Source organism: Faunimonas sp. B44 (assembly GCF_052655945.1).
On record NZ_JBQYEX010000002.1, the window covers coordinates 35,238 to 54,315 of the forward strand.

A 19,078-nucleotide genomic window follows, 5' to 3' on the forward strand; every position below is an offset into this window, starting at 1 on the left:
GCACGCCGACAGCGCAGCGGCTCCTGAATGCGCGGGCCGCCTCGCGGAGGCGACCCGCGCGTCCCACCGGACTGCCCGTAGGGCGCAGACCTATTGCTGCTGGCCCTGCACGAGCGGCGTGATGCGGCGGAGCGTGACGCGGCGGTTCGCCCGTTCGGCCGCTTCGGTCGGCACCTTCAGGTACTGCTCGCCATAGCCTTGCGTGACCAGGTTTTCCGGCGGGATGTTCCAGTTGGTCGAGAGCGTGATCGCCACCGACTCGGCCCGCCGATCGGAGAGTTCCAGGTTGGAGAGATCGGAGCCGACCGCGTCGGTGTGTCCCTCCACCAGATAGATCTCGTCCGGGTTGCGCCTGATGATCTCCTCCAGAGTGGTGCCGATGGCGGCAAGACTCGCGATCTGGTCCCGGCCGATGGTCCAGCTTCCGGTCTCGAAGGTGATCGTGTCGACGTCGACCCGGCGCACCATGTCGCGGACGCGCTCGCTCTGGCGGACCTCGTCGAGCGTGTAGACCTCCCGGATCTCCTCCACCGGCGGCGCCAGGAGCGCCTCGCGGATCTGCGTGGGCGAGGCCCTCCGGGTTTCCACGATGTACTGGTCGCGCGGAATGCGGACAGCGAGCGGCGGAAGCTGAGCCTCGAGCGTCGCGACCGGCCTGCGGTTCGGCTGGCGATTGTTCCGCATGCTGTCGATCAGCACGACCTCGCGTCCGTCGGGAAGCACGCGGGCTCGGCGCAGGATGTCGCCCTGGGCGGTCCGGATCGTCACGATTCGCGTTCCGTCGGGTCGGACGACCACCACCTCCGTGAGACCGTTGCCCAGCTGCCGCGTTGTCATGTCGCGCGCCTGCTGGCCGAGGCGCTGCTGCTCGTCCTTGCGGATGATGACCTGATTGCCCTCACGGATGATGACGCGGTCGCTCTCGCGGCTGATGACGTTGGCATCGCCCGAAACGGGGATGTTCGCGGGCCGCTGCGCCTGACCTGGTCCCTGCTGGCCTGGTCGCTGCTGGCCGGGCCTCTGTCCACCGGGGCCAGCCTGGCCGGGCTGCTGTCCACCGGGGCCAGCCTGGCCGGGCTGCTGTCCACCGGGGCGGGCCTGCTGCGGGATGCCTTGCGGCGTGCCGGGACCGCCCGGACGGGCGCCTGGGCCGCCTTGGGGCGCCTGTCCGCCCGGGGCTGGCTGCGCCTGCTGCGGACCGCCGCCTTGTCCGGGCGCCTGCCCCTGCATTGGGCCGCCGGTCCTCGGTGCGGCGTCGGGCTGCGCCTGCTGGGGACGCGGACGCACCCGGTCTCCACCCGCGGGCGCTGAAGGCTCAGCCTGCTGCGGCGCGGTCTGCGGCGAGGCGTCGGGCTGGGCCTGCTGCGGGCGCGGACGCACCCGATCGGAACCGGCGGGCGCTGCCGGCTCGGCCTGCTGAGGCGCGGTCTGCGATGGCGCTCCTGGCTGGGCCTGCTGCGGGCGCTGGCGCTGCGTGGGGGTTTCGCCGGCGGGTGCTGCCTGCTGCGGCCGCGCGGCGCCCTCGGGCGCTGACGGCCGTTCGGCGGGCTCCGCCTGCGGGCGCGGACGCTGGCCTTCGGGGGCCGGGGCCTCCCCCGGCTGCGCCTGCTGCGGCCGCTGGCGCTGGGCCGGCGCCTCGCCGGCAGGTGCCGCCTGCTGCGGCCGTGCCTGCTCCGGCTGTTCCGGAGCATCCGGCTGGGCCTGCTGCGGCCGCTGACGCTGGGCCGGCGCTTCCCCGCCGCCCGGCTGCGCCTGCTGCGGCTGGGGCCGCTGCTCTCCCTGGGCCTGCGGCCTCTGCTGGCGCTGCGGCCGCTGCCCGGCCTCGCCGGGAGCGCCCTCACCGGGGGCAGCCTCGGGTGCCGCTTGGCCCGGCGGCCTGCGACGGACCGGCGGAGCGTCCGGATCCGCGGGCGCCTCCTCCGGCTGCGCCTGGGCAAGAACGTAAGGCACCGCGGCACTCTGGCCGGTTCGGACAGGCTCCGCCGCCTGCGCCATCGCGATCGGCATGACGGTGCCGGCGAGCAGCAGCAATCGCAACTTCATCATCGAATTCCTGAGCTATTGGCCCCCTCAGTCGGACCGGAACGGAGGATCAGGGGCAATTGTTCCGGAATCAGGGCGGAGGAAGGGCGGCGGCGTGCCCTGCCGCCTCCTCCGACAGAACGAGGGTGGTCCGCTCGCGCGAGACCGGTACGAAGCCGAGGCGCTGGTACATCGCGAGCGCCGCCGGGTGGTCGAGCGTGCAGGTGCTGACCCGCATCAGCTGCGCGCCGCGCGAAAAACCTTCCTGGATGGCATTGGCCAGCAGCCACGGCCCGACCCGCCGTCCGATCCACTCGGGAAACAGCCCGAAATAGACGAGGGTGACGGCGTCGGCGCCGAAGTCGAGTTCGAAGAACGCCGCCGGCGAGCCGTTGCCGTAGAGCACCCAGACCTCCACGCCTTCCTTGTGGACCCGCTCCGCCAGCGCGGCGTCGTCGAGCCCCGCCCGCTCGAGCCACAGCCACGGCCGGCCGACGGTGCCGTAGAGATAGCGGTAGAAGTGGAGGGGGATGTGCTCCGCCCGCATGAGCGCGAGGCGGAAACCCGCGGGCTGCGGCGGCGTGATGCCGGCCGGCGCGGCGCGCTCGAGCCGCGTCACCACGACGTCGACCGTGCGGCTCATGCCGGGCCGGTCGCCACCGGTGCGTCCGGGCGGCTGCCCCACTCGGCCCACGACCCGTCGTAGAGGGAGACGTCCGGCTTCCCGGTCGCGACCAGCGCGAGGCTGAGCACGGCGGCCGTGACGCCGGACCCGCACGTCGTGACCACCGGCCGATCGAGCGGAACGCCGGCCTCGTCGAAGGCCGCACGGATCCGCGCGGGCGGGACCAGCCTGCCGTTCTCGACGAGCCGGTCGAAGGGCAGGTTGCGCGCGCCCGGCATGTGGCCGCAGGCGAGCCCGGGCCTCGGCTCGGGCGCCTCGCCCGCGAAGCGCGCGGCCGAACGCGCGTCGATGACCGTCGCACTGCCGTCCGCGAGCGCACGCCGGACGTCCTCGAAGCTCCTGACGGCATCGGCGTCGAGCGTAGCGGCGAAGCGCCCCGGCGCCGGCTTCGCCTCGCCCTGCTCCAGCGGCAGGCCGGCCGCGCGCCAGGCCGGCAGGCCGCCTTCCAGGATGCGGACGTCGCGCGCGCCGAAGGTCACGAGCGTCCACCATACCCGCGGGGCGGAGAACAGTCCGGCGCCGTCGTAGACCACGATCGTGTCGTCGTTGGAGAGGCCGAGCGCGCGCGCCGCTTCGGAGAAGGCGGCGGCGTCCGGCAGCATGTGCGGCAGGTCGGTGCCCCGGTCGGCGATCGAGTCGATATCGAAGAACACCGCGCCGGGAACGTGCGCCGAGCGGTACTCCGCCTTTGCGTCGCGGTTCTGCGCCGGCAGGTACCAGGACGCGTCGACGACCTTCACGGCCGGGTCGTGGAGCCGCGCGGCGAGCCAGTCCGGGCTGACGAACGGCGTGCTCATGCCGGCTCCGCGAACCGCAGGCGTACGCGCCGGTTCTGGCGCCCCTTCTTCTCGATCTTCGTAATCGCAAGGGGGCCGATCTCCGCGGTCGAGCGGACATGCGTCCCGCCGCAGGGCTGCAGGTCGATGGCGCCGTCGTCGCCGATGGCGACGAGGCGGACCCGCCCCGAGCCGGATGGCGGCTTCACCTTCATGGTGCGGACCAGGCCGGGATTGTCGGCGAGCTCGTCGTCGGTGATCCAGCGCGTCGCGATCGGTTGGTCGGCGGCCACGAGGGCGTTGATCGCCTCCGTCAGCCGGTCCCGGTCGATCGCGCCGGCATCCTCGATGTCGAAGTCGAGCCGTCCCTCGTCCGCGCCGATCGCCCCGCCGGTCACGGGAAAGGGAATGAGGGAGCAGAGGAGGTGGAGGGCCGAGTGCATCCGCATGTGGCGGTGCCGGCGCTCCCAGTCGATGCGCGCACGAACGCGGGCGCCCGTTTCGATCCGCGCCCCGGTTGCCGGAATGTGGAGAATGGCGCCGGGGCCGGCGCCGGGAAGGGTGGATACGATCGGAACCGGCTCGCCGCCGTCTGCCAGGAGGATGCCGGTGTCGCCCGGCTGCCCGCCGGCCGCGGGGTAGAAGACGGTGCGGTCGAGCACGATGCCGCCGTCCGGCCCCACATCGATGACGGCCGCGTCGCAGTCGGCGAGGTAGGCGTCTTCGCGGAAAAGGGGCTGCGTCTGCATGGTCAGTCGGCCGGCAGGAAGGGGATCGGGAGCGGGGGCTTCTCTTCCAGCCATTCGGGCACCGGCAGGCCCTTGCTGCGCAGGAAGGCCGGGTTGAAAAGCTTGGAGGCGTAGCGCGTGCCGTAGTCGCAGAGCACGGTCACGATCGTGTGGCCGGGGCCGAGCTCGCGCGCCATCCGGATCGCGCCGGCGACATTGACGCCGGACGAGCCGCCGACGCAGAGGCCCTCGTTCTCCAGCAGATCGAAAACGAGCGCGACGGATTCGGCGTCCGGGATCTGGCACGCGAAATCGACGGGGGCGGCCTCCAGGTTTCCGGTGATGCGGCCCTGACCGATTCCTTCCGTGACCGAGCTTCCCTCCGCGCGCAGCTCGCCTTCGGCATAATAGGCATAAAGGGCAGAGCCCGGCGGGTCGGCGATCCCGATCTGGATGTTGCGGTTCTGCTCCTTCAGGAACAGGCCGACGCCCGCGAGCGTGCCGCCGGTCCCGACGGAGCAGATGAAGCCGTCCACGCGACCGCCCGTCGCCTCCCAGATCTCCGGGCCCGTCGAATCGACGTGCGCCTGGCGGTTCGCCACGTTGTCGAACTGGTTCGCCCAGATCGCGCCGTTCCGATCCTCGCTGCCGATCTGCTCGGCGAGGCGGCCGGAGATCTTCACGTAATTGTTCGGGTTGCGGTACGGGACGGCGGGCACCTCGACGAGCTCCGCGCCGTAGAAGCGCAGCATGTCCTTCTTCTCTTCGGACTGCGTATCCGGGATGACGATCACGGACCGGTAGCCGAGTGCGCGCGCGACCAGCGTGAGCCCGATTCCGGTATTGCCCGCGGTGCCTTCGACGATGGTCCCGCCCGGCTTCAGGAGGCCCTTGCGCTCGGCATCGCGCACGATCCAGAGCGCGGCGCGGTCCTTCACCGATTGGCCCGGGTTCAGGAACTCGGCCTTGCCGAGGATCGTGCAGCCGGTCGCCTCCGACGCCTGCCGCAGCCGGACGAGGGGCGTGTTGCCGATCGTGTCGAGGACGGAGTCTGCTGCAGGCATCGGCTCGGTCGAAACGTTCTTGCGAGCGGCAGGCTAGTCGGGGGAGGGCGTCCGGGCAAGGCGGCGCAGCCCGCCCGGATGCGTCGGCGAGGACCCCCGGAGAACCGGGATGCGGATCGGCCGGTGCGGGCACACTGGCACTGCCGCTAACCCACCGGTTCGGTCCGCGGCTCGCGCAGGAGATTCGCGCGGAGATCGGCGAGCTCGCCACGCAGGGCGCGCACCTCGACCAGCACCTGCTCCTGCTCGTTCAGCATCGCCTCGCGCTCGGCATGCGCCTCCGCCTGGTGCTGGCTCTGCATTGCGTCGACGATGATGCCGACGAAGAGGTTGAGGACCGCGAAGGTGGTGACCGCGATGAACGGGATGAAGAAGGCCCAGGCGCCCGGAAACACCTCCATCACCGGCCGCGCGATCCCCATCGACCAGCTCTCCAGCGTCATGATCTGGAACAGCGAGTAGGCGGAAGCGCCGATCGACCCGAACCAGTCGGGGAAGGCAGCGCCGAACAGCTTCGTCGCCATGACGGAGAACACGTAGAAGATCAGGCCGAGCAGGACGGCGATCGAGCCCATGCCCGGGATCGCGTTGAGGAGCCCCGTCACCACGCGCCGCATGGACGGGATCGTTCCGATCAGGCGGAGCACCCGCAGCACCCGGAAGGCGCGCAGGATCGACAGGTTGCCGGTCGCGGGGACGAGCGCCACGCCCACCACGACGAGATCGAACACCCGCCACGGATCGCGGAAGAACGCCGTGCCGCGCACGTAGTAGCGCAAGGCCAGCTCGGCCACGAAGATGGCGAGGATGGCGCGGTCGAGCGCGACGAGGAGCGGCCCCGCGGCCGTCATCGCGCTGGGGCTCGTCTCCAGCCCGAGCGTGATCGCGTTCACGATGATCAGCGCGATGATCGCCCGTTCGAACGCGGGCGAATCGACGACCGTTCGCAAACGTTCGCGCAGCGGGTGCGGCATGATCGGGACGGCTCCTCGGCGGTTTCGCGGGCGCAAACTGGTGAGCCGGCGAGAAAAGGTCAACCGCCGCTGGCACGGAACCCGCCGGTCCGGGCGGAGGGCGGCAACCCGCTTCTCCGCCGTCACGGAACGTCCGGAAGGTTCGGTCCCGTTGGCCGATCGAAGATCGCGACCGACATGCCTGCTTAACCCGAACACTCGAAGCATCGCTCGAGCGGTGGCGCAATGCTCGGAGGATGCCATACGGTTCGTCGGCGCCGTGTGGCGCAGGGGAGGCTGGCAAGAAAATGATGATGATCGGCTTCACGACAAGCAGGCGCTTCTCGGCGCGATCTCTGCTGTGCTTCTTCCTGTTCATTGCGCCGGCCGCTTCGACGGTTCGAGCGGAAGACAGGGCCTTGCAGGAGGCGACCGCCTTTTTCGGGCAGGTCCTGCACCTCGAGATCGGAGTGCCGGCACTCGTCGTCGCCGCCGTCCGCGGTGGCGAGGTCGCGATCGAAGGATTCGGTGAACGCGCCGACGGGTCGGGGCAGGAGCCGGACGGCAGGACGCTGATGCGGGTCGGCTCGATCACGAAGGCCTTCGCCGGGCAGGTCCTCGCAAGCCTCGCCGCGGACGGAACGGTCGGGCTTGCGGACCCGCTTTCAAATCACCTTGCCTGGGCCAAGGATGGCTCCGATGACTCTGCGCGGGCGATCCGGCTCATCGACCTTGTTACGCACTCCGCCGGCCTTCCGCGCGAGGTCCCGCACGAGCCCGGCAGCGACGAGGATCCCTTCTCGAACATCACGCGCGCCGCATTCGAGCGGTGGCTCGGCTCCGAGCCGCTCCTGTTCCGCCCGGGTTCGGCCGTCCTGTACTCGAACATGGGCTTCGACCTGCTCGCCGACGCTCTCGGCTCCGCGGCCGGGACAGCCTATCCGGACCTTCTGCGCGAACGGGTCACGGGCCCGATCGGGATGAACGATACGACCTTTGCTCCGAGCGGCGATCAATCGGACCGGATCCTCCAGGGCCACGGGTTTGAGGGGGAGGCGCTGCCTGCGGTCCCCACGGGCGATGCCATCGTCGGCTCAGGCGGGCTCTATTCGACCGCCGAGGACATGGCGCTGTGGCTGAAATGGCATCTCGACCGCTTCGGCGATGACGGTGCCGATGTCCGGCTGATCGACCACGCGAGCTATCTCTACCGCGACGGCCTCGAGATGGCGTTCGGCATGGACGAATCGGGCCGCATGGACGCCATCGGGCTCGGCTGGGTCGTCATGATGCCGCGCGATGACCGCCCGCTGATCCTGCAGAAGGCCGGCGGGCTGCAGGGCATCTTCTCCTATGTGGCGTTCGAGCCGACGCGGGGTGTCGGCGTGTTCGTCGCCATAAACCGGTTCGACTTCGCCGCAGCGATGGCCATGACGGAAGCGGCGAACGACTTCATCGCCAGCCTCGCGCCGCGCTGAAACCGGCGCGGTTCTGCCGCACGATCCGACCAGGGGCCAGAATGCGACTGGCAGCCGGGCTGAGGCTCACTCCTGAGCGGCTTCATGGAAGTGCGCAGCGAACTGGCGCACGCCGCTCCCGCCGCGTCACCCTCAGTTGCGCCCGGCACTGCCGCCCCGGTCCCGAGGCGGAGCGCTGTTACCTCGCTACCGCCTGCCCGTGCGCGAAAAAGAAGAAGGGGCTAGCTTCTGCAGCTAACCCCTTCTGGAATATGGCTCCCCGGGCCGGATTCGAACCAGCGACCAACCGGTTAACAGCCGGTTGCTCTACCACTGAGCTACCGGGGATCGATGGGGCCGCATATATCGGGGCGGATCGTGTATTTCAAGCGCGCCCTTTGCGCGGAGAGACCGCAACGCGAATGATGCAATTCCCACCAGATGCGGCGGACCCCGCACCGCTGCCGCGCAAGCTCCGCCTCGGCCGCCACCAGATCCCGCTCCCGCAATCGCCGCTGCTGAGGATCGTGCTGGGCAGCCTTCTCGTCGTCGGCGGGATGTTCAGCTTCCTCCCCGTGCTGGGGGTCTGGATGATCCCGCTCGGGCTCATCGTCCTCTCCATCGACCTGCCTCCGGTCAGGCGCTGGCGGAGGCGCTTCACGGTGTGGTTCCATCGCCGGTATCCGAAGCTCGCCGCATGGACCGACCCCGGGCCGCAAAACGGCTTGCGCGACGAGCCGAATTCCCGATAATCCCAAGACGCTCTGGTTCCCCGCCGGCGCGCCACGCGCCTGGGGATGAAATGGGAATGCGGTGCGGAGGGACCCAAGCCGGGCCTCCAATGCCGCAGCTGCCCCCGCAACTGTAAGCGGCGAGCCCACCCGCACTCTGCCACCGGAAACGGGAAGGCGCGGGCAGGGCGGAGACCCGCGAGCCAGGAGACCAGCCCGGGCGAAGCGCTCTACCCGCCGTCGGAGGGACGGCAAGGAGGTTTCCATGGATTTCGCTTCGCGTTCGACGACAACATCAGCCGTTCACCTGCCGAGATGGCAGGGCCTGGCGGCGCTCGCCTTCGGCATCGCGGTGGTCTTTGCCGCCGGCTTCGCCAGTCCTGCGGCGCTTCACAACGCTACGCACGACACGCGCCACGCCTTCGGCCTTCCCTGCCACTGAGGGCGCCATGCTTCGCAATCTGGTACTGAGCGCCGCGGCCGCAGGGCTCGCGGCGGGGCTCCTCACGTCCGCGCTCCAGCACGTGACCACGACGCCCCTCATCCTGGAGGCCGAACGCTACGAAGACGGCGCCGGCCACCACGACGGCCATGCCGCGCTCGCCTCTGAGGGGCTGATCCTCCTCGTCCACTCCGTCGCGCCGGAAGCCGGCGACAACGGCGAATGGGAGCCGGCCGACGGGCCGGAGCGCACCGTCTACACGTCGCTTGCCACGATCGTGCTCGGGATCGGCTTCGCGCTCGTCCTGCTCGGCGCGATGGCGGTGTCGGGCCGTCCGATCGACGGTCCGACGGGGCTGGCCTTCGGCATCGCCGGCTTTGCGGCGGTGGCGCTCGCGCCGGCGCTCGGGCTGCCGCCGGAAATCCCGGGGAGCGGCGCGGCGGCACTGGCCGACCGGCAGGCCTGGTGGCTGCTCACGGCCGCGGCGACGGCCGGCGGGCTCGGGGCCCTGGTGCTCGGCAGGAACGTGCTCGTCCGGATTGCCGGGATGGCGGCAATCGTCGTGCCGCATCTCGTCGGCGCGCCGCATCCTCCGGCCTATGCGAGCACCGCGCCGGCCGAGCTCGCCGGGCACTTCGCGGCCGCCTCCCTGGTCGTCTCCGCGGTGTTCTGGGCGGTGCTCGGCTATGCCTCGGGATCGCTCTACCAGCGCTTCTCGCGCAGCGGATGAGGCAGGGAATCGCGCTCGTCCTCGGCGGCGCGCGCTCCGGCAAGAGCCGGCACGCCGAGGCGATCGTGGCGGCGAGCGGGCTGGACCCCGTCTACCTCGCGACCGCCGAGGCGGGCGACGGCGAGATGGCCGAACGGATCGCGGAGCATCGCGCGCGGCGCGGTGCCGGCTGGCGCACGCGCGAGGCGCCGGTGGCGCTTCCCGACGCGATCGGGGAAGAGGCCGGGCCCGGGCGGGTCTTGCTCGTCGATTGCCTCACGCTGTGGCTCTCCAACCTGATGCTGGCCGGGATCGATATCGAGGAGCGGTCGCGGATGCTCCTGGAGCGCCTTCGGCGTGCGCCCGGCCTCGTCGTTCTCGTCTCCAACGAGGTCGGGCTCGGCATCGTGCCGGACAACGCCCTCGGCCGCCGCTTCCGCGACGCGCAAGGCCGCCTCAATCAGGCCGTCGCCGAGATCGCCGGCCACGTCGTCTTCGTCGCAGCGGGCCTGCCTCTCGTACTGAAAGGATCAAGCGCATGAGCGCGGATTTCGGCCGCATCCCGGCCACCATCGTCACCGGCTTCCTCGGCGCGGGCAAGACCACGCTGATCCGGCACCTCCTGCAGAACCCGGGCGGCCGCCGCATCGCGCTCATCGTGAACGAGTTCGGCGACGTCGGTTTCGACGGCGGGCTGCTGTCCGATTGCGGCAGCGAGGCGTGCGGCGCCGACGAGATCATAGAGCTCGCCAACGGCTGCATCTGCTGCACGGTCGCCGACGATTTCCTGCCGGCGATGGAATCGATCCTCGGGCGTGCCGACCTGCCCGACCACATCGTCATCGAGACCTCCGGGCTGGCGCTGCCGCAGCCGCTGGTGAAGGCCTTCACCTGGCCGAGCGTCCGCAACCGTGTCACAGTCGACGGCGTCGTCGCCGTCGTCGACGCTGCGGCCGTCGCCGAAGGGCGGGTCGCCTCAGACGAGGCCAGGCTCGCCGAGCAGCGCGCCAAGGACCTCTCGCTCGATCACGACGATCCGGTCGAGGAACTGTTCGAGGACCAGCTGCGCTGCGCCGACCTGATCCTCATCTCCAAGACCGACCTCGTGGCGGACGAGGATCTCGCCCGCGTCGAGGCCGCGATCGCCGCCGACCGACGGCCGCAGGCGCGCACCGTCCGCGTCGCGAACGGCGCCGTGCCGGCCGACATCCTGCTCGGGCAGGCGGCCTCGGCGGAAGCGGACATCGAGAACCGCAAGAGCCATCACGAGCTCGAGGGCGAGGATCACGACCACGACGATTTCGACACGTTCGTGCTGGACGTCGATGCCGGCGGCAGACCCGAGGTCGAGGAGCGGGTGAGGGCGGCAATGGCGCTCGAGGGCGTGCTCCGGATCAAGGGCCTCGTCCGGATCTCCGGCCGGCCCGCGCCATTGGCGGTGCAGGCCGTGGGCCCGCGGGTCGAGACCTGGTTTGCGCCCGATCCGCAGCGCCGTCCGGGCCTCGTGGTAATCGGCCTCAAGGCGATGGACCGCGAGGCCGTCGAGGCGGCGTTGCGCGGCTGAGCGCCCCGGGCGCAACCGGGCGGCAGGTTCCATGCACATCCTGAAGGGGCAGGCGCGGGGGTTGGAGGCGGCGGGGGAGCCCGTCGACCTGGAGCAGAGCCCCGGCGCAATCGTGATCCTTTCTGCCGCCGACACCGAGCTGTCCGGCCTCGCGGCCGCCCGCCGCCGGCTGGGCGAGGATTTTCCGTCCGTCCGTCTGGCGAACTGGATGGCGCTCGCGCACCCTTATTCCGTCGACCTCTATGCGGAGAAGGTGCTCGCGCAGGCGCAGCTCGTCGTGATCCGGCTCCTCGGCGGCGCGTCCTACTGGCGCTACGGCCTCGACGAGGCGGTGCGGCTCGCAAGGGCGAACCGGACGAAGCTCGCCGTCGTCCCAGGCGATTCCACCTGGGATCCGACCCTTGCCGCGGAAGGCACCCTAGACCCGGACGAGGCCCGGATGCTCTGGTCCTACCTCGTCGAGGGCGGTGCGGAGAACCTCGCGCGCGCCTTGCAGTACTGTGCCTATCTCATCGATGCCGCAGACGAACCCGGGCCGGCGGAAACGCTGCCCACTGCAGGGTTCCACGAATGGCGCCCGCCCGGACAGGCACCGCAGAGCCCGCACGAACCGGAAGCGGCCAAGGCCGCGATCGTCTTCTACCGGGCGCTCGTCCAGGCGGGACAGACGGAGCCCGTGGACGCGCTTTGCGCCGCACTCGCGGACCGTGGCCTGCGGCCCCTCCCGCTCTTCGTGTCGAGCCTGAAGCAGGCGGCCGATTCGGCCTTCGTCGCTGCCGCCTTCGCAGAGCACCGCCCCGACGTGGTCCTGAACGCCACCGCCTTCTCGATCTCGGAACCGGGGCGAGCGGGCGCGGCAACCGTGCTCGACGGCGGTGAGCGCCCGGTGCTCCAGGTGACGTTTTCGGGCGTCTCGGAAGAGGCGTGGGCGAGTTCCACACGGGGTCTCTCCCCGGCCGACCTCACCATGAACGTGGTCCTGCCGGAGATCGACGGCAGGATCGTCACGCGTTCGGTCTCCTTCAAGGAGGCGGGCGAGCGCGATCCGCTCACCGAGTGCCGTCCGATGCGCCACCGGCCGAAGCCGGACCGGATCGCCTTCGCGGCCGACCTGGCTGCCGCCTGGGCCCGCCTGCGGCGGACCCCGAATGCGGAAAAGCGCGTGGCGATCGTGCTCGCCAACTACCCGAACGGCGACGGACGGATTGCGAACGGCGTCGGGCTGGACGCTCCCGCCTCCACGGCGCGGCTGCTGGCCGAACTGAGCGCTGCAGGCTTCGACGCCACCGGCGCGCCGAGGACGGGCAGAGCGCTGATGGAGCGTCTGCTCGCCGGCCCCACCAATGCGCGCAAGGCTTCGCCGCGCCGGGGTGACATGGCCTTTGGGATTGAAGAGTACGCACGCTTCTTCAAGGGAGTGCCGCCGGACGTTCAGACCGCCGTCGAGGAGCGGTGGGGCGAACCCTGCGACGACCCCTTCGTGCGGGACGGCGCGTTCGTGCTGCCGGCGCATCGCTTCGGAAACGTCGTGGTCGGTATCCAGCCCGCGCGCGGCTACAACATCGACCCGAAGGCGACCTATCACGATCCCGATCTCGTTCCGCCGCACGGGTACTTCGCCCTCTACGGCTGGCTGCGGCACGTCTTCGGGGTGGACGCGCTGGTCCACATGGGAAAGCACGGCAACCTCGAATGGCTGCCGGGCAAGGCGCTGGCGCTTTCGGAAAAATGCTTCCCTGAGGCCGTGCTCGGCCCGCTGCCGGTAATCTATCCCTTCATCGTGAACGATCCCGGAGAGGGGGCGCAGGCGAAGCGGCGGAGCGCGGCCGTCATCGTCGACCACCTCATGCCGCCGATGGCACGGGCGGAGAGCCACGGTGCGGCGGCCGCGCTCGAAGCGCTCATCGACGAGTACGCGGCGGCTGAAGCCGCCGATCCCCGCCGCGCGAAGCTCGTCGCCGCCCGGATCCTCGACCTTGCGAGGGCGCATGGTTTCGACCACGACCTCGGTCTCGCGCCCGGAGCGGATACCGAGACGGCGCTGGCGAAGCTCGACGAGCACATCTGCGACCTGAAGGAGATGCAGATCCGGGACGGACTGCACGTGCTGGGCGAGGCGCCGCAGGCGCGCCAGCGGGCCGAGACGCTGGTCGCGCTGGCGCGGGTGCCGCGGGGGTCGGGCAGGGATGGCGACGCCTCGCTGCTGCGGGCATTGGCCGACGACCTCGACCTCGGCTTCGACCCGCTCGACTGCGGATATTCCGAGCTGTGGACCGGCCCGCGACCGGATGTGCTCCGGCTCGAGCGCGAAGCATCCGATCCAAGCGCGGGGAAGCTCGGCGGCGACCGCGCTCCGCCGTGGCGAACCAAAGGCGATACCGTGGAGCGGCTCGAATCGCTTGCGCTCCGGCTGGTCTCGGACGTCAACGGTGCGGAACTCCCGGCTTGGGCGGCGAGGACCCGCCGCGTCCTCCAGGACATCCGCAGCCGCGTCGCCCCGGCGCTCGACGGATCGGGCGAGCGCGAGATCCGGGCCGTGCTCGACGCGCTCGCCGGCCGCTTCGTGCCACCGGGACCCTCCGGCGCCCCGACGCGGGGGCGGGCGGACTGCCTGCCGACGGGCCGGAACTTCTACTCCGTCGACGTCCGCGCCGTACCGACACCGGCAGCCTGGGATCTCGGGCGCCGCTCGGCCGACATGCTGGCCGAGCGGTACTTCCAGGACGAGGGCGAGTGGCCGAAGGCGATCGCGCTCACCGTCTGGGGCACGTCGAACATGCGCACCGGCGGCGACGACATCGCCCAGGCACTGGCGCTGATCGGGACGAGGCCGGTCTGGGAGCCCGCCTCCGGCCGGGTCACGGGGATCGAGGTCGTTCCCCTCTCCGAACTGGGACGGCCGCGGGTCGACGTGACGCTGCGGATCTCGGGGTTCTTCCGGGACGCGTTCCCGGCGCAGATCGCGCTCTTCCACGAGGCGGTGCAGGCCGTCGCGGAGCGCGACGAGCCGGCCGACGCCAACCCGATCGCCGCCCGCATCCGGGCCGACGCGGAGCGCCTGACGGCGGCAGGGCTTTCCGGCGAGGCGGCCGGCAAGGCGGCTTCCTTCCGGGTGTTCGGATCGAAGCCCGGTGCCTACGGCGCGGGCCTGCAGGCGCTCATCGACGAGGGCATCTGGCGCGAGCGGAAGGATCTCGCGGCGTCCTTCCTGGAATGGTCTGCCTACGCCTATGGCGGGGGCGCGGAGGGCGAGGGCGCCCGCGACCTCCTGGAAACGCGGCTCGCCACGGTCGATGCCGTCGTCCAGAACCAGGACAATCGCGAGCACGACCTCCTCGATTCCGACGATTACTACCAGTTCGAGGGCGGGCTCTCGGCGGCCGTCGAGACGCTCTCGGGGGCGGCACCGCGCGTCTTCCACAACGACCATTCCCGGCCCGAGCGGCCCGTCATCCGCGCGCTCGAGGAGGAGGTGGCGCGCGTCGTCCGCGGCCGCGCGGCCAACCCGAAATGGATCGCCGGCGTCATGCGCCACGGCTACAAGGGGGCGTTCGAGATCGCCGCGACCGTCGATTACCTGTTCGCCTTCGCCGCGACGACCAACGCCGTGCGCCACCACCATTTCGACCAGCTCTACGACGCCTATCTCGCCGACGGCACGGTCCGCGGCTTCATCGCCGAGAACAACCCGCCGGCGCTGAAGGAGATCGCATCGCGGTTCCGCGAGGCCGTCGACCGTGGCCTCTGGGCGCCGCGGCGGAACAGCACCTACGAAGACCTGCTTGCAATGACGGGGAGTGCGCCATGAAGACCGAAGGGCTCACGGAGGCGGAGATCAACGCCAGGCACGCCGAGAAGATGCGGCGCAAGAAGGAGGCGCGCGACAAGATCATCGCGACCAAGACGATCGAGAAGGGGTTGCTGATCGTCCACACCGGCAAGGGCAAGGGCAAGTCGACGGCAGCCTTCGGCCTCGTCTTCCGGGCGCTCGGCAACGGCATGAAGGTCGGCGTCGTCCAGTTCGTGAAGGGGCGCTGGCAGACGGGGGAGCGCGCCGCACTGGAGCGGTTCGGCGACCGCGTGACCATCAACACGATGGGCGAGGGCTTCACCTGGGAGACGCAGGACCGCGCGCGCGACATCGCCGCGGCGAGGGCCGCCTGGGACAAGGCGCGCGAGCTCATCATGGATTCCGAGCACGACCTCGTCCTGCTGGACGAGCTCAACATCGTGCTCCGCTACGAGTATCTGCCCCTCGACGAGGTGCTCGCCGTCCTGCAGGCCCGGCCGCCGATGAAGCACGTCGTCGTGACGGGGCGGAACGCGCGCGAGGAGCTGATCGAGGCGGCCGACCTCGTCACGGAGATGGAACAGGTGAAGCACCCGTTCCGATCCGGCGTGAAGGCGCAGAAGGGTATCGAGTTCTGACGGAGGCGCCAGGCCCTACTGGCCCCTGATGGCGCGGCTCGCGAACCGACGCGCCTCCTCTCCGGCGCGGAACAGCGCCCGCGCCTTGGCGACGCATTCTGCCTGCTCCGAGGCCGGATCGGAATCCGCGACAATGCCGGCCCCGGCCTGCACGTACATGCGGCCGTCCTTCACCACGGCCGTGCGCAGCACGATGCAGGTGTCCATCTCGCCGTCGCAGGAGAAATAGCCGACGCAGCCGGCATAGATGCCGCGCTTCTCCTTCTCCAGCTCGTCGATGATCTCCATGGCCCTGATCTTCGGTGCGCCGGAGACGGTGCCGGCGGGGAAGCCCGCGATGAGCGCGTCGACGGCGTCACGATCGGGGCGCAGCGTCCCGATCACGTTGGAGACAATGTGCATGACCTGGCTGTAGTGCTCCAGGAAGAACTGGTCGGTGACCTTGACGGTGCCGAGGGCCGCCACGCGGCCGACGTCGTTGCGGCCGAGATCGAGCAGCATCAGGTGCTCGGCGCGCTCCTTCGGATCGGCGAGGAGCTCCTCGCCGAGGCGCCGGTCCTCCTCCGGCGTCGCCCCGCGCGGCCTCGTGCCGGCGATCGGGCGGATCGTGACCTCGCCCTTGCGCACCCGCACCAGGATTTCCGGCGACGAGCCCACCACGGCGAAGTCACCGAATTCCAGGAAATAGAGAAAGGGTGCGGGATTGGTGCGCCGGAGCGCGCGGTAGAGCGAAAACGCGGGGAGCGGGAAGGGCGCTTCGAAACGCTGGGAGAGCACGACCTGGAAGATGTCGCCGGCGGCGATGTAGTCCTTCGCCCTCGCGACCATCGCCTTGTATTCCTCGGGCGTGGTGTTGGAGGCGATCTCGGCGTCGAGCGAGATCTCCGCAGTCTCCGGGTTGCGGTCGAGCGGCCGGTCGAGCGCATCCACGGTATTGCAGAGCCGGTCGACCGCCCGGTCGTAGGCTTCGCGCGCTGCGAGGCCCGGCTGCGGCCGGACCGGGGTGACGACCGTCAGCTCGTCCTTCACCGCATCGAAGATCGCGACGATCTGCGGCCGCACGAAGATGGAATCCGGTACGCCGATGCCGCCGGGATTGGGCTCGGGAAGGCGCTCCATCAGCCGGACCGTGTCGTAGGCGAGATAGCCGAAGACGCCAGCGGCCATCGGCGGCAGTCCGGGCGGCACCTCGATCCGGCTTTCGGCCAGCAGGCGGCGAAGGGCGGCGAGCGTCTCCTCGCGGCACGGTTCGAACCGGCCGAGGTCCGGGAGCCGCGCGATCTCGGCGCGGCTACCCTCGGCGCGGAACAGGAGGTCGGGATTGAGCCCGAGCATCGAATAGCGGCCGCGTGTCGCGCCGCCCTCGACCGACTCGAGCAGGAAGGCGTTCGGCTGTCCGGCGGCGATCCTCAAGAAGGCGGAGACCGGCGTCTCGAGATCCGCGACGAGGCGCGTCCAGACCAGTTGCGGGGCACCGGCTGTGTAGCGTTCCGCGAAGTCCTCGAACGTGGGCTCGATGAGCATTCACTGGCTCCGGTTCTCGCCGGTGAGCTGCGCGTAGACCGCGTTGTTCACCGTGACGGGCCGGCTCTGCATCAGCTGCCCGGCATAGGCCTGGAGGAGATCGGTCTGGAGCGCGTTCGCCAGGTTGTTCTGCAGCGACTGCGCACTCTCCGCCTCCGCGAAGAAGGCCGGTGCGGAAACGGTCTCCACCTGGAGCAGGATGCGCGCCGCTCCGTCCTCCGCCTCCGCGTTGGCGACGTGGCCTTCGGGCCCGGCAAAGGCCTGGGCGAGCGCGTTGCGGCTCAGTTCGGCATTCGGTTCGCTGCGGGAGAGGTTCTCGACCCGCTGCACGCTCTTTCCGATCTCCTGGGCGAGCGCCTCCAGGCCCTCGCCGGCCTTCAGGCGATCGAACAGCGCCGTGGCGCGCTCCTCGACCCGCTCCGCGACCTGGTCACGCCGCCAGGCGGCCAGCACGTCGTCGCGCGCCTCGTCCAGGGTCCGCTCGCGCTCGGGCACCACGTCGAGAACCTCGAAGAAGACGTAGGAATCGTTACCCATGTGGACGGGATCGGCTTCCACGCCGACGTCCGTCTCGAACGCTTCCGCGAGGAGCTCGCGCCCGCCCGGCAGGCCGGCGACCTCCGTCCCGTCGGAAGCGCGGCCCTCGCGGTCGACGCTCTCGATGACGGCGTAGGGAAGCGACAGCTTCTGGGCCGCTTCCTCCAGGGTGGAGCCGCCGGCGCGTTCGTCCTCGATCTCGTCGAAGACATCGAGAACGCGCGCGCCCGCGGCGCGTTGGGCGATCTCGGCACGAAGCCTGTCGGCGACCTCGGCGAGCGGCGTGACGGAGCCGGCCTCGATCGCCGTGACACGGATGATCGCCGGCCCGAGCGAGCCGTCGAGGACGGGCACGATTGTGCCTTCCTCGGCCGCGAATGCCGCCTCGGCGACCCGCGCGTCGACGATTTCGGGCCGCGTCTTCAGGCCGAGATCGATGTCGGCCGGCGAAAGGCCACGCTCCTGCGCGACCTCCAAGAGGTCCTTGCCGCCCTCGATCGCCTGCTGGGCCTGCTCCGCGGCCTCGCGCGACTCGAAGCGGATTTGCTCGATACGCCGGCGCTCCGTGCGCGTGAATTCCTGGCGTCGCCGCTCGTAAGCCTCGTTTACGTCCGCCTCGGAGACGGCGGCCGGATCGGCGATCGCGTTCGCGTCGAGCGAGACCGTGGCGATCCTGCGGTACTCCGGCGCGCGGAACGCGCCCCTGTTGTCGGTAAAATACGCTTCGAGCGCCGCCTGGTCCGGCTGCGCGGGCGCTTCCACGGCGCTCTCGTCCACCGCCAGATAGGCGACGGTGCGCTGCTCGTTCTGGTAGCGGTAGAAGGCCTGCACCAGCGGCTCGGGCGCCGTGATGCCGGAGCTGATCGCGGTCAGGATCTGGTTGCGGAGCGCCTGGTGGCGAAGCTCCATCACGTAGTCGTCCTCGCGGATCCCGGCATTGCGCAGCAGCGCCTGGAAGCGCGCCCGGTCGAACCGGCCGCCGACGCCGTGGAAGGTCGGGTCGCGCTGGATCTCCTCGGCGAGCGCTTCGTCGGAAATGCCGAGATTGTAGTCCTGCGCCTGATCCTGGAGGGCGGCCTGGGTGATCAGTTCGCTGAGGACCTGCTGCGGGATGCTGAAGAGGCGCGCCTGCTCGAGCGTCAGCAGCGAGCCGGTGCGCTGGCTGATCGCGTCCATCCGCTGCCGGAGCGCGCGCTGGAATTCCTGCGTCGTCACCTCCGCGTCGCCGACGCGCGCCAGCTGGCCCGTGCCGTAGCCGAAGAACTGGCCCGAGATGCCCCACACGGCAAAGCTGATGATCAGCAGGCCGAGCAGGACCTTGGCGGTCCAGCCGCTGGCTCCTTGACGCATTCGATCGAGCATGGAACACCCTCGTCCCGACAGAAAAAGGCCGGGCACGCCCGGCCCGGCGGTCGGACCTTAGAGGCACCGCGTGCCCGTGCCAAGGCTGGTCGCCGC

Annotated in this window: 16 protein-coding genes, 1 tRNA gene and 1 riboswitch; of the genes, 8 read left to right on the forward strand and 9 right to left on the reverse strand. The window is 70.6% G+C overall.

Annotation, left to right across the window (positions count from 1 at the left end; translation table 11 throughout):
- Nucleotides 1-90: 90 nt before the first annotated feature.
- The 6 genes from ACUN0C_RS03350 to ACUN0C_RS03375 form a co-directional block, all read right to left on the reverse strand.
- A complete protein-coding gene (locus ACUN0C_RS03350; RefSeq protein ID WP_445464915.1) occupies nt 91-2,043 on the reverse strand; it encodes an OmpA family protein in 1,953 nt (650 codons plus the stop codon).
- A gap of 70 nt (nt 2,044-2,113) precedes the next feature.
- Entirely contained in the window at nt 2,114-2,665 is a 552-nt protein-coding gene (locus tag ACUN0C_RS03355; protein WP_445464916.1) for a GNAT family N-acetyltransferase, read from the reverse strand.
- Complete coding sequence (sseA, locus tag ACUN0C_RS03360; RefSeq protein WP_445464917.1) at nt 2,662-3,504, reverse strand: 3-mercaptopyruvate sulfurtransferase; 843 nt, start codon at nt 3,502-3,504, stop codon at nt 2,662-2,664. Before sseA ends, ACUN0C_RS03355 begins: the two co-directional genes overlap by 4 nt.
- The gene (locus ACUN0C_RS03365) at nt 3,501-4,232 is read right to left on the reverse strand and encodes an alanyl-tRNA editing protein (RefSeq protein WP_445464918.1); all 732 of its coding nucleotides are present in this window, start codon (nt 4,230-4,232) and stop codon (nt 3,501-3,503) included. The genes sseA and ACUN0C_RS03365 overlap by 4 nt, the downstream gene beginning before the upstream one ends.
- 2 nt (nt 4,233-4,234) lie before the next feature.
- Nucleotides 4,235-5,275: a cysteine synthase A gene (locus ACUN0C_RS03370; protein WP_445464919.1), complete on the reverse strand. Its 1,041-nt coding sequence runs from the start codon at nt 5,273-5,275 to the stop codon at nt 4,235-4,237.
- A gap of 146 nt (nt 5,276-5,421) precedes the next feature.
- Entirely contained in the window at nt 5,422-6,249 is an 828-nt protein-coding gene (locus ACUN0C_RS03375) for an ion transporter (protein ID WP_445464920.1), read from the reverse strand.
- Between the two features lie 293 nt (nt 6,250-6,542).
- Between ACUN0C_RS03375 and ampH the strand changes: the two genes are divergently transcribed.
- Nucleotides 6,543-7,706, forward strand: a complete 1,164-nt coding sequence (gene ampH, locus ACUN0C_RS03380) for a D-alanyl-D-alanine-carboxypeptidase/endopeptidase AmpH (protein ID WP_445464921.1) — start codon at nt 6,543-6,545, stop codon at nt 7,704-7,706.
- Nucleotides 7,707-7,958: 252 nt separating this feature from the next.
- On the opposite strand, the gene ACUN0C_RS03385 is transcribed toward ampH, so the two are convergent.
- A tRNA-Asn gene (locus tag ACUN0C_RS03385) sits at nt 7,959-8,033 on the reverse strand.
- Between the two features lie 77 nt (nt 8,034-8,110).
- Between ACUN0C_RS03385 and ACUN0C_RS03390 the strand changes: the two genes are divergently transcribed.
- The 7 genes from ACUN0C_RS03390 (at nt 8,111) to cobO (ending at nt 15,559) form a co-directional block, all read left to right on the forward strand.
- Nucleotides 8,111-8,437 carry a hypothetical protein gene (locus tag ACUN0C_RS03390; protein WP_445464922.1) on the forward strand — a complete coding sequence of 109 codons (327 nt, stop codon included), beginning with the start codon at nt 8,111-8,113 and terminating at the stop codon, nt 8,435-8,437.
- A riboswitch (cobalamin riboswitch) is annotated at nt 8,434-8,650 on the forward strand. It overlaps the preceding gene by 4 nt.
- 31 nt (nt 8,651-8,681) lie before the next feature.
- Nucleotides 8,682-8,858, forward strand: coding sequence for a CbtB domain-containing protein (locus ACUN0C_RS03395; protein ID WP_445464923.1), 177 nt, complete (start codon nt 8,682-8,684; stop codon nt 8,856-8,858).
- A 7-nt stretch (nt 8,859-8,865) separates the two neighbouring features.
- Nucleotides 8,866-9,588 carry a CbtA family protein gene (locus ACUN0C_RS03400; RefSeq protein ID WP_445464924.1) on the forward strand — a complete coding sequence of 241 codons (723 nt, stop codon included), beginning with the start codon at nt 8,866-8,868 and terminating at the stop codon, nt 9,586-9,588.
- Nucleotides 9,585-10,109 carry a bifunctional adenosylcobinamide kinase/adenosylcobinamide-phosphate guanylyltransferase gene (gene cobU / locus ACUN0C_RS03405; protein ID WP_445464925.1) on the forward strand — a complete coding sequence of 175 codons (525 nt, stop codon included), beginning with the start codon at nt 9,585-9,587 and terminating at the stop codon, nt 10,107-10,109. Before ACUN0C_RS03400 ends, cobU begins: the two co-directional genes overlap by 4 nt.
- Nucleotides 10,106-11,131 (forward strand): cobalamin biosynthesis protein CobW, encoded by a 1,026-nt coding sequence (gene cobW, locus ACUN0C_RS03410; RefSeq protein WP_445464926.1) that lies wholly within the window; start codon nt 10,106-10,108, stop codon nt 11,129-11,131. Before cobU ends, cobW begins: the two co-directional genes overlap by 4 nt.
- A gap of 31 nt (nt 11,132-11,162) precedes the next feature.
- A complete protein-coding gene (cobN, locus tag ACUN0C_RS03415) occupies nt 11,163-14,939 on the forward strand; it encodes a cobaltochelatase subunit CobN (RefSeq protein ID WP_445464927.1) in 3,777 nt (1,258 codons plus the stop codon).
- The gene (gene cobO, locus ACUN0C_RS03420) at nt 14,936-15,559 is read left to right on the forward strand and encodes a cob(I)yrinic acid a,c-diamide adenosyltransferase (protein WP_445464928.1); all 624 of its coding nucleotides are present in this window, start codon (nt 14,936-14,938) and stop codon (nt 15,557-15,559) included. The genes cobN and cobO overlap by 4 nt, the downstream gene beginning before the upstream one ends.
- Before the next feature lie 15 nt (nt 15,560-15,574).
- Here cobO and trpE read toward each other — a convergent pair whose 3' ends face one another.
- Both trpE and ACUN0C_RS03430 read right to left on the reverse strand, forming a co-directional pair.
- Entirely contained in the window at nt 15,575-17,083 is a 1,509-nt protein-coding gene (gene trpE, locus ACUN0C_RS03425) for an anthranilate synthase component I (RefSeq protein ID WP_445464929.1), read from the reverse strand.
- Nucleotides 17,084-18,982, reverse strand: coding sequence for a SurA N-terminal domain-containing protein (locus tag ACUN0C_RS03430; RefSeq protein WP_445464930.1), 1,899 nt, complete (start codon nt 18,980-18,982; stop codon nt 17,084-17,086).
- Nucleotides 18,983-19,078: the final 96 nt, after the last annotated feature.

Bases quoted from the DNA above. Each gene is read 5' to 3' on its own strand.
- ACUN0C_RS03365 (WP_445464918.1), bottom strand. From the start codon at position 4,232: ATGCAGACGCAGCCCCTTTTCCGCGAAGACGCCTACCTCGCCGACTGC.
- ACUN0C_RS03355 (WP_445464916.1), bottom strand. From the start codon at position 2,665: ATGAGCCGCACGGTCGACGTCGTGGTGACGCGGCTCGAGCGCGCCGCG.
- ACUN0C_RS03350 (WP_445464915.1), bottom strand. From the start codon at position 2,043: ATGAAGTTGCGATTGCTGCTGCTCGCCGGCACCGTCATGCCGATCGCG.
- sseA (WP_445464917.1), bottom strand. From the start codon at position 3,504: ATGAGCACGCCGTTCGTCAGCCCGGACTGGCTCGCCGCGCGGCTCCAC.
- ampH (WP_445464921.1), top strand. From the start codon at position 6,543: ATGATCGGCTTCACGACAAGCAGGCGCTTCTCGGCGCGATCTCTGCTG.
- cobU (WP_445464925.1), top strand. From the start codon at position 9,585: ATGAGGCAGGGAATCGCGCTCGTCCTCGGCGGCGCGCGCTCCGGCAAG.
- trpE (WP_445464929.1), bottom strand. From the start codon at position 17,083: ATGCTCATCGAGCCCACGTTCGAGGACTTCGCGGAACGCTACACAGCC.
- ACUN0C_RS03390 (WP_445464922.1), top strand. From the start codon at position 8,111: ATGCAATTCCCACCAGATGCGGCGGACCCCGCACCGCTGCCGCGCAAG.
- ACUN0C_RS03375 (WP_445464920.1), bottom strand. From the start codon at position 6,249: ATGCCGCACCCGCTGCGCGAACGTTTGCGAACGGTCGTCGATTCGCCC.
- cobW (WP_445464926.1), top strand. From the start codon at position 10,106: ATGAGCGCGGATTTCGGCCGCATCCCGGCCACCATCGTCACCGGCTTC.
- ACUN0C_RS03430 (WP_445464930.1), bottom strand. From the start codon at position 18,982: ATGCTCGATCGAATGCGTCAAGGAGCCAGCGGCTGGACCGCCAAGGTC.
- cobO (WP_445464928.1), top strand. From the start codon at position 14,936: ATGAAGACCGAAGGGCTCACGGAGGCGGAGATCAACGCCAGGCACGCC.
- ACUN0C_RS03370 (WP_445464919.1), bottom strand. From the start codon at position 5,275: ATGCCTGCAGCAGACTCCGTCCTCGACACGATCGGCAACACGCCCCTC.
- ACUN0C_RS03395 (WP_445464923.1), top strand. From the start codon at position 8,682: ATGGATTTCGCTTCGCGTTCGACGACAACATCAGCCGTTCACCTGCCG.
- cobN (WP_445464927.1), top strand. From the start codon at position 11,163: ATGCACATCCTGAAGGGGCAGGCGCGGGGGTTGGAGGCGGCGGGGGAG.
- ACUN0C_RS03400 (WP_445464924.1), top strand. From the start codon at position 8,866: ATGCTTCGCAATCTGGTACTGAGCGCCGCGGCCGCAGGGCTCGCGGCG.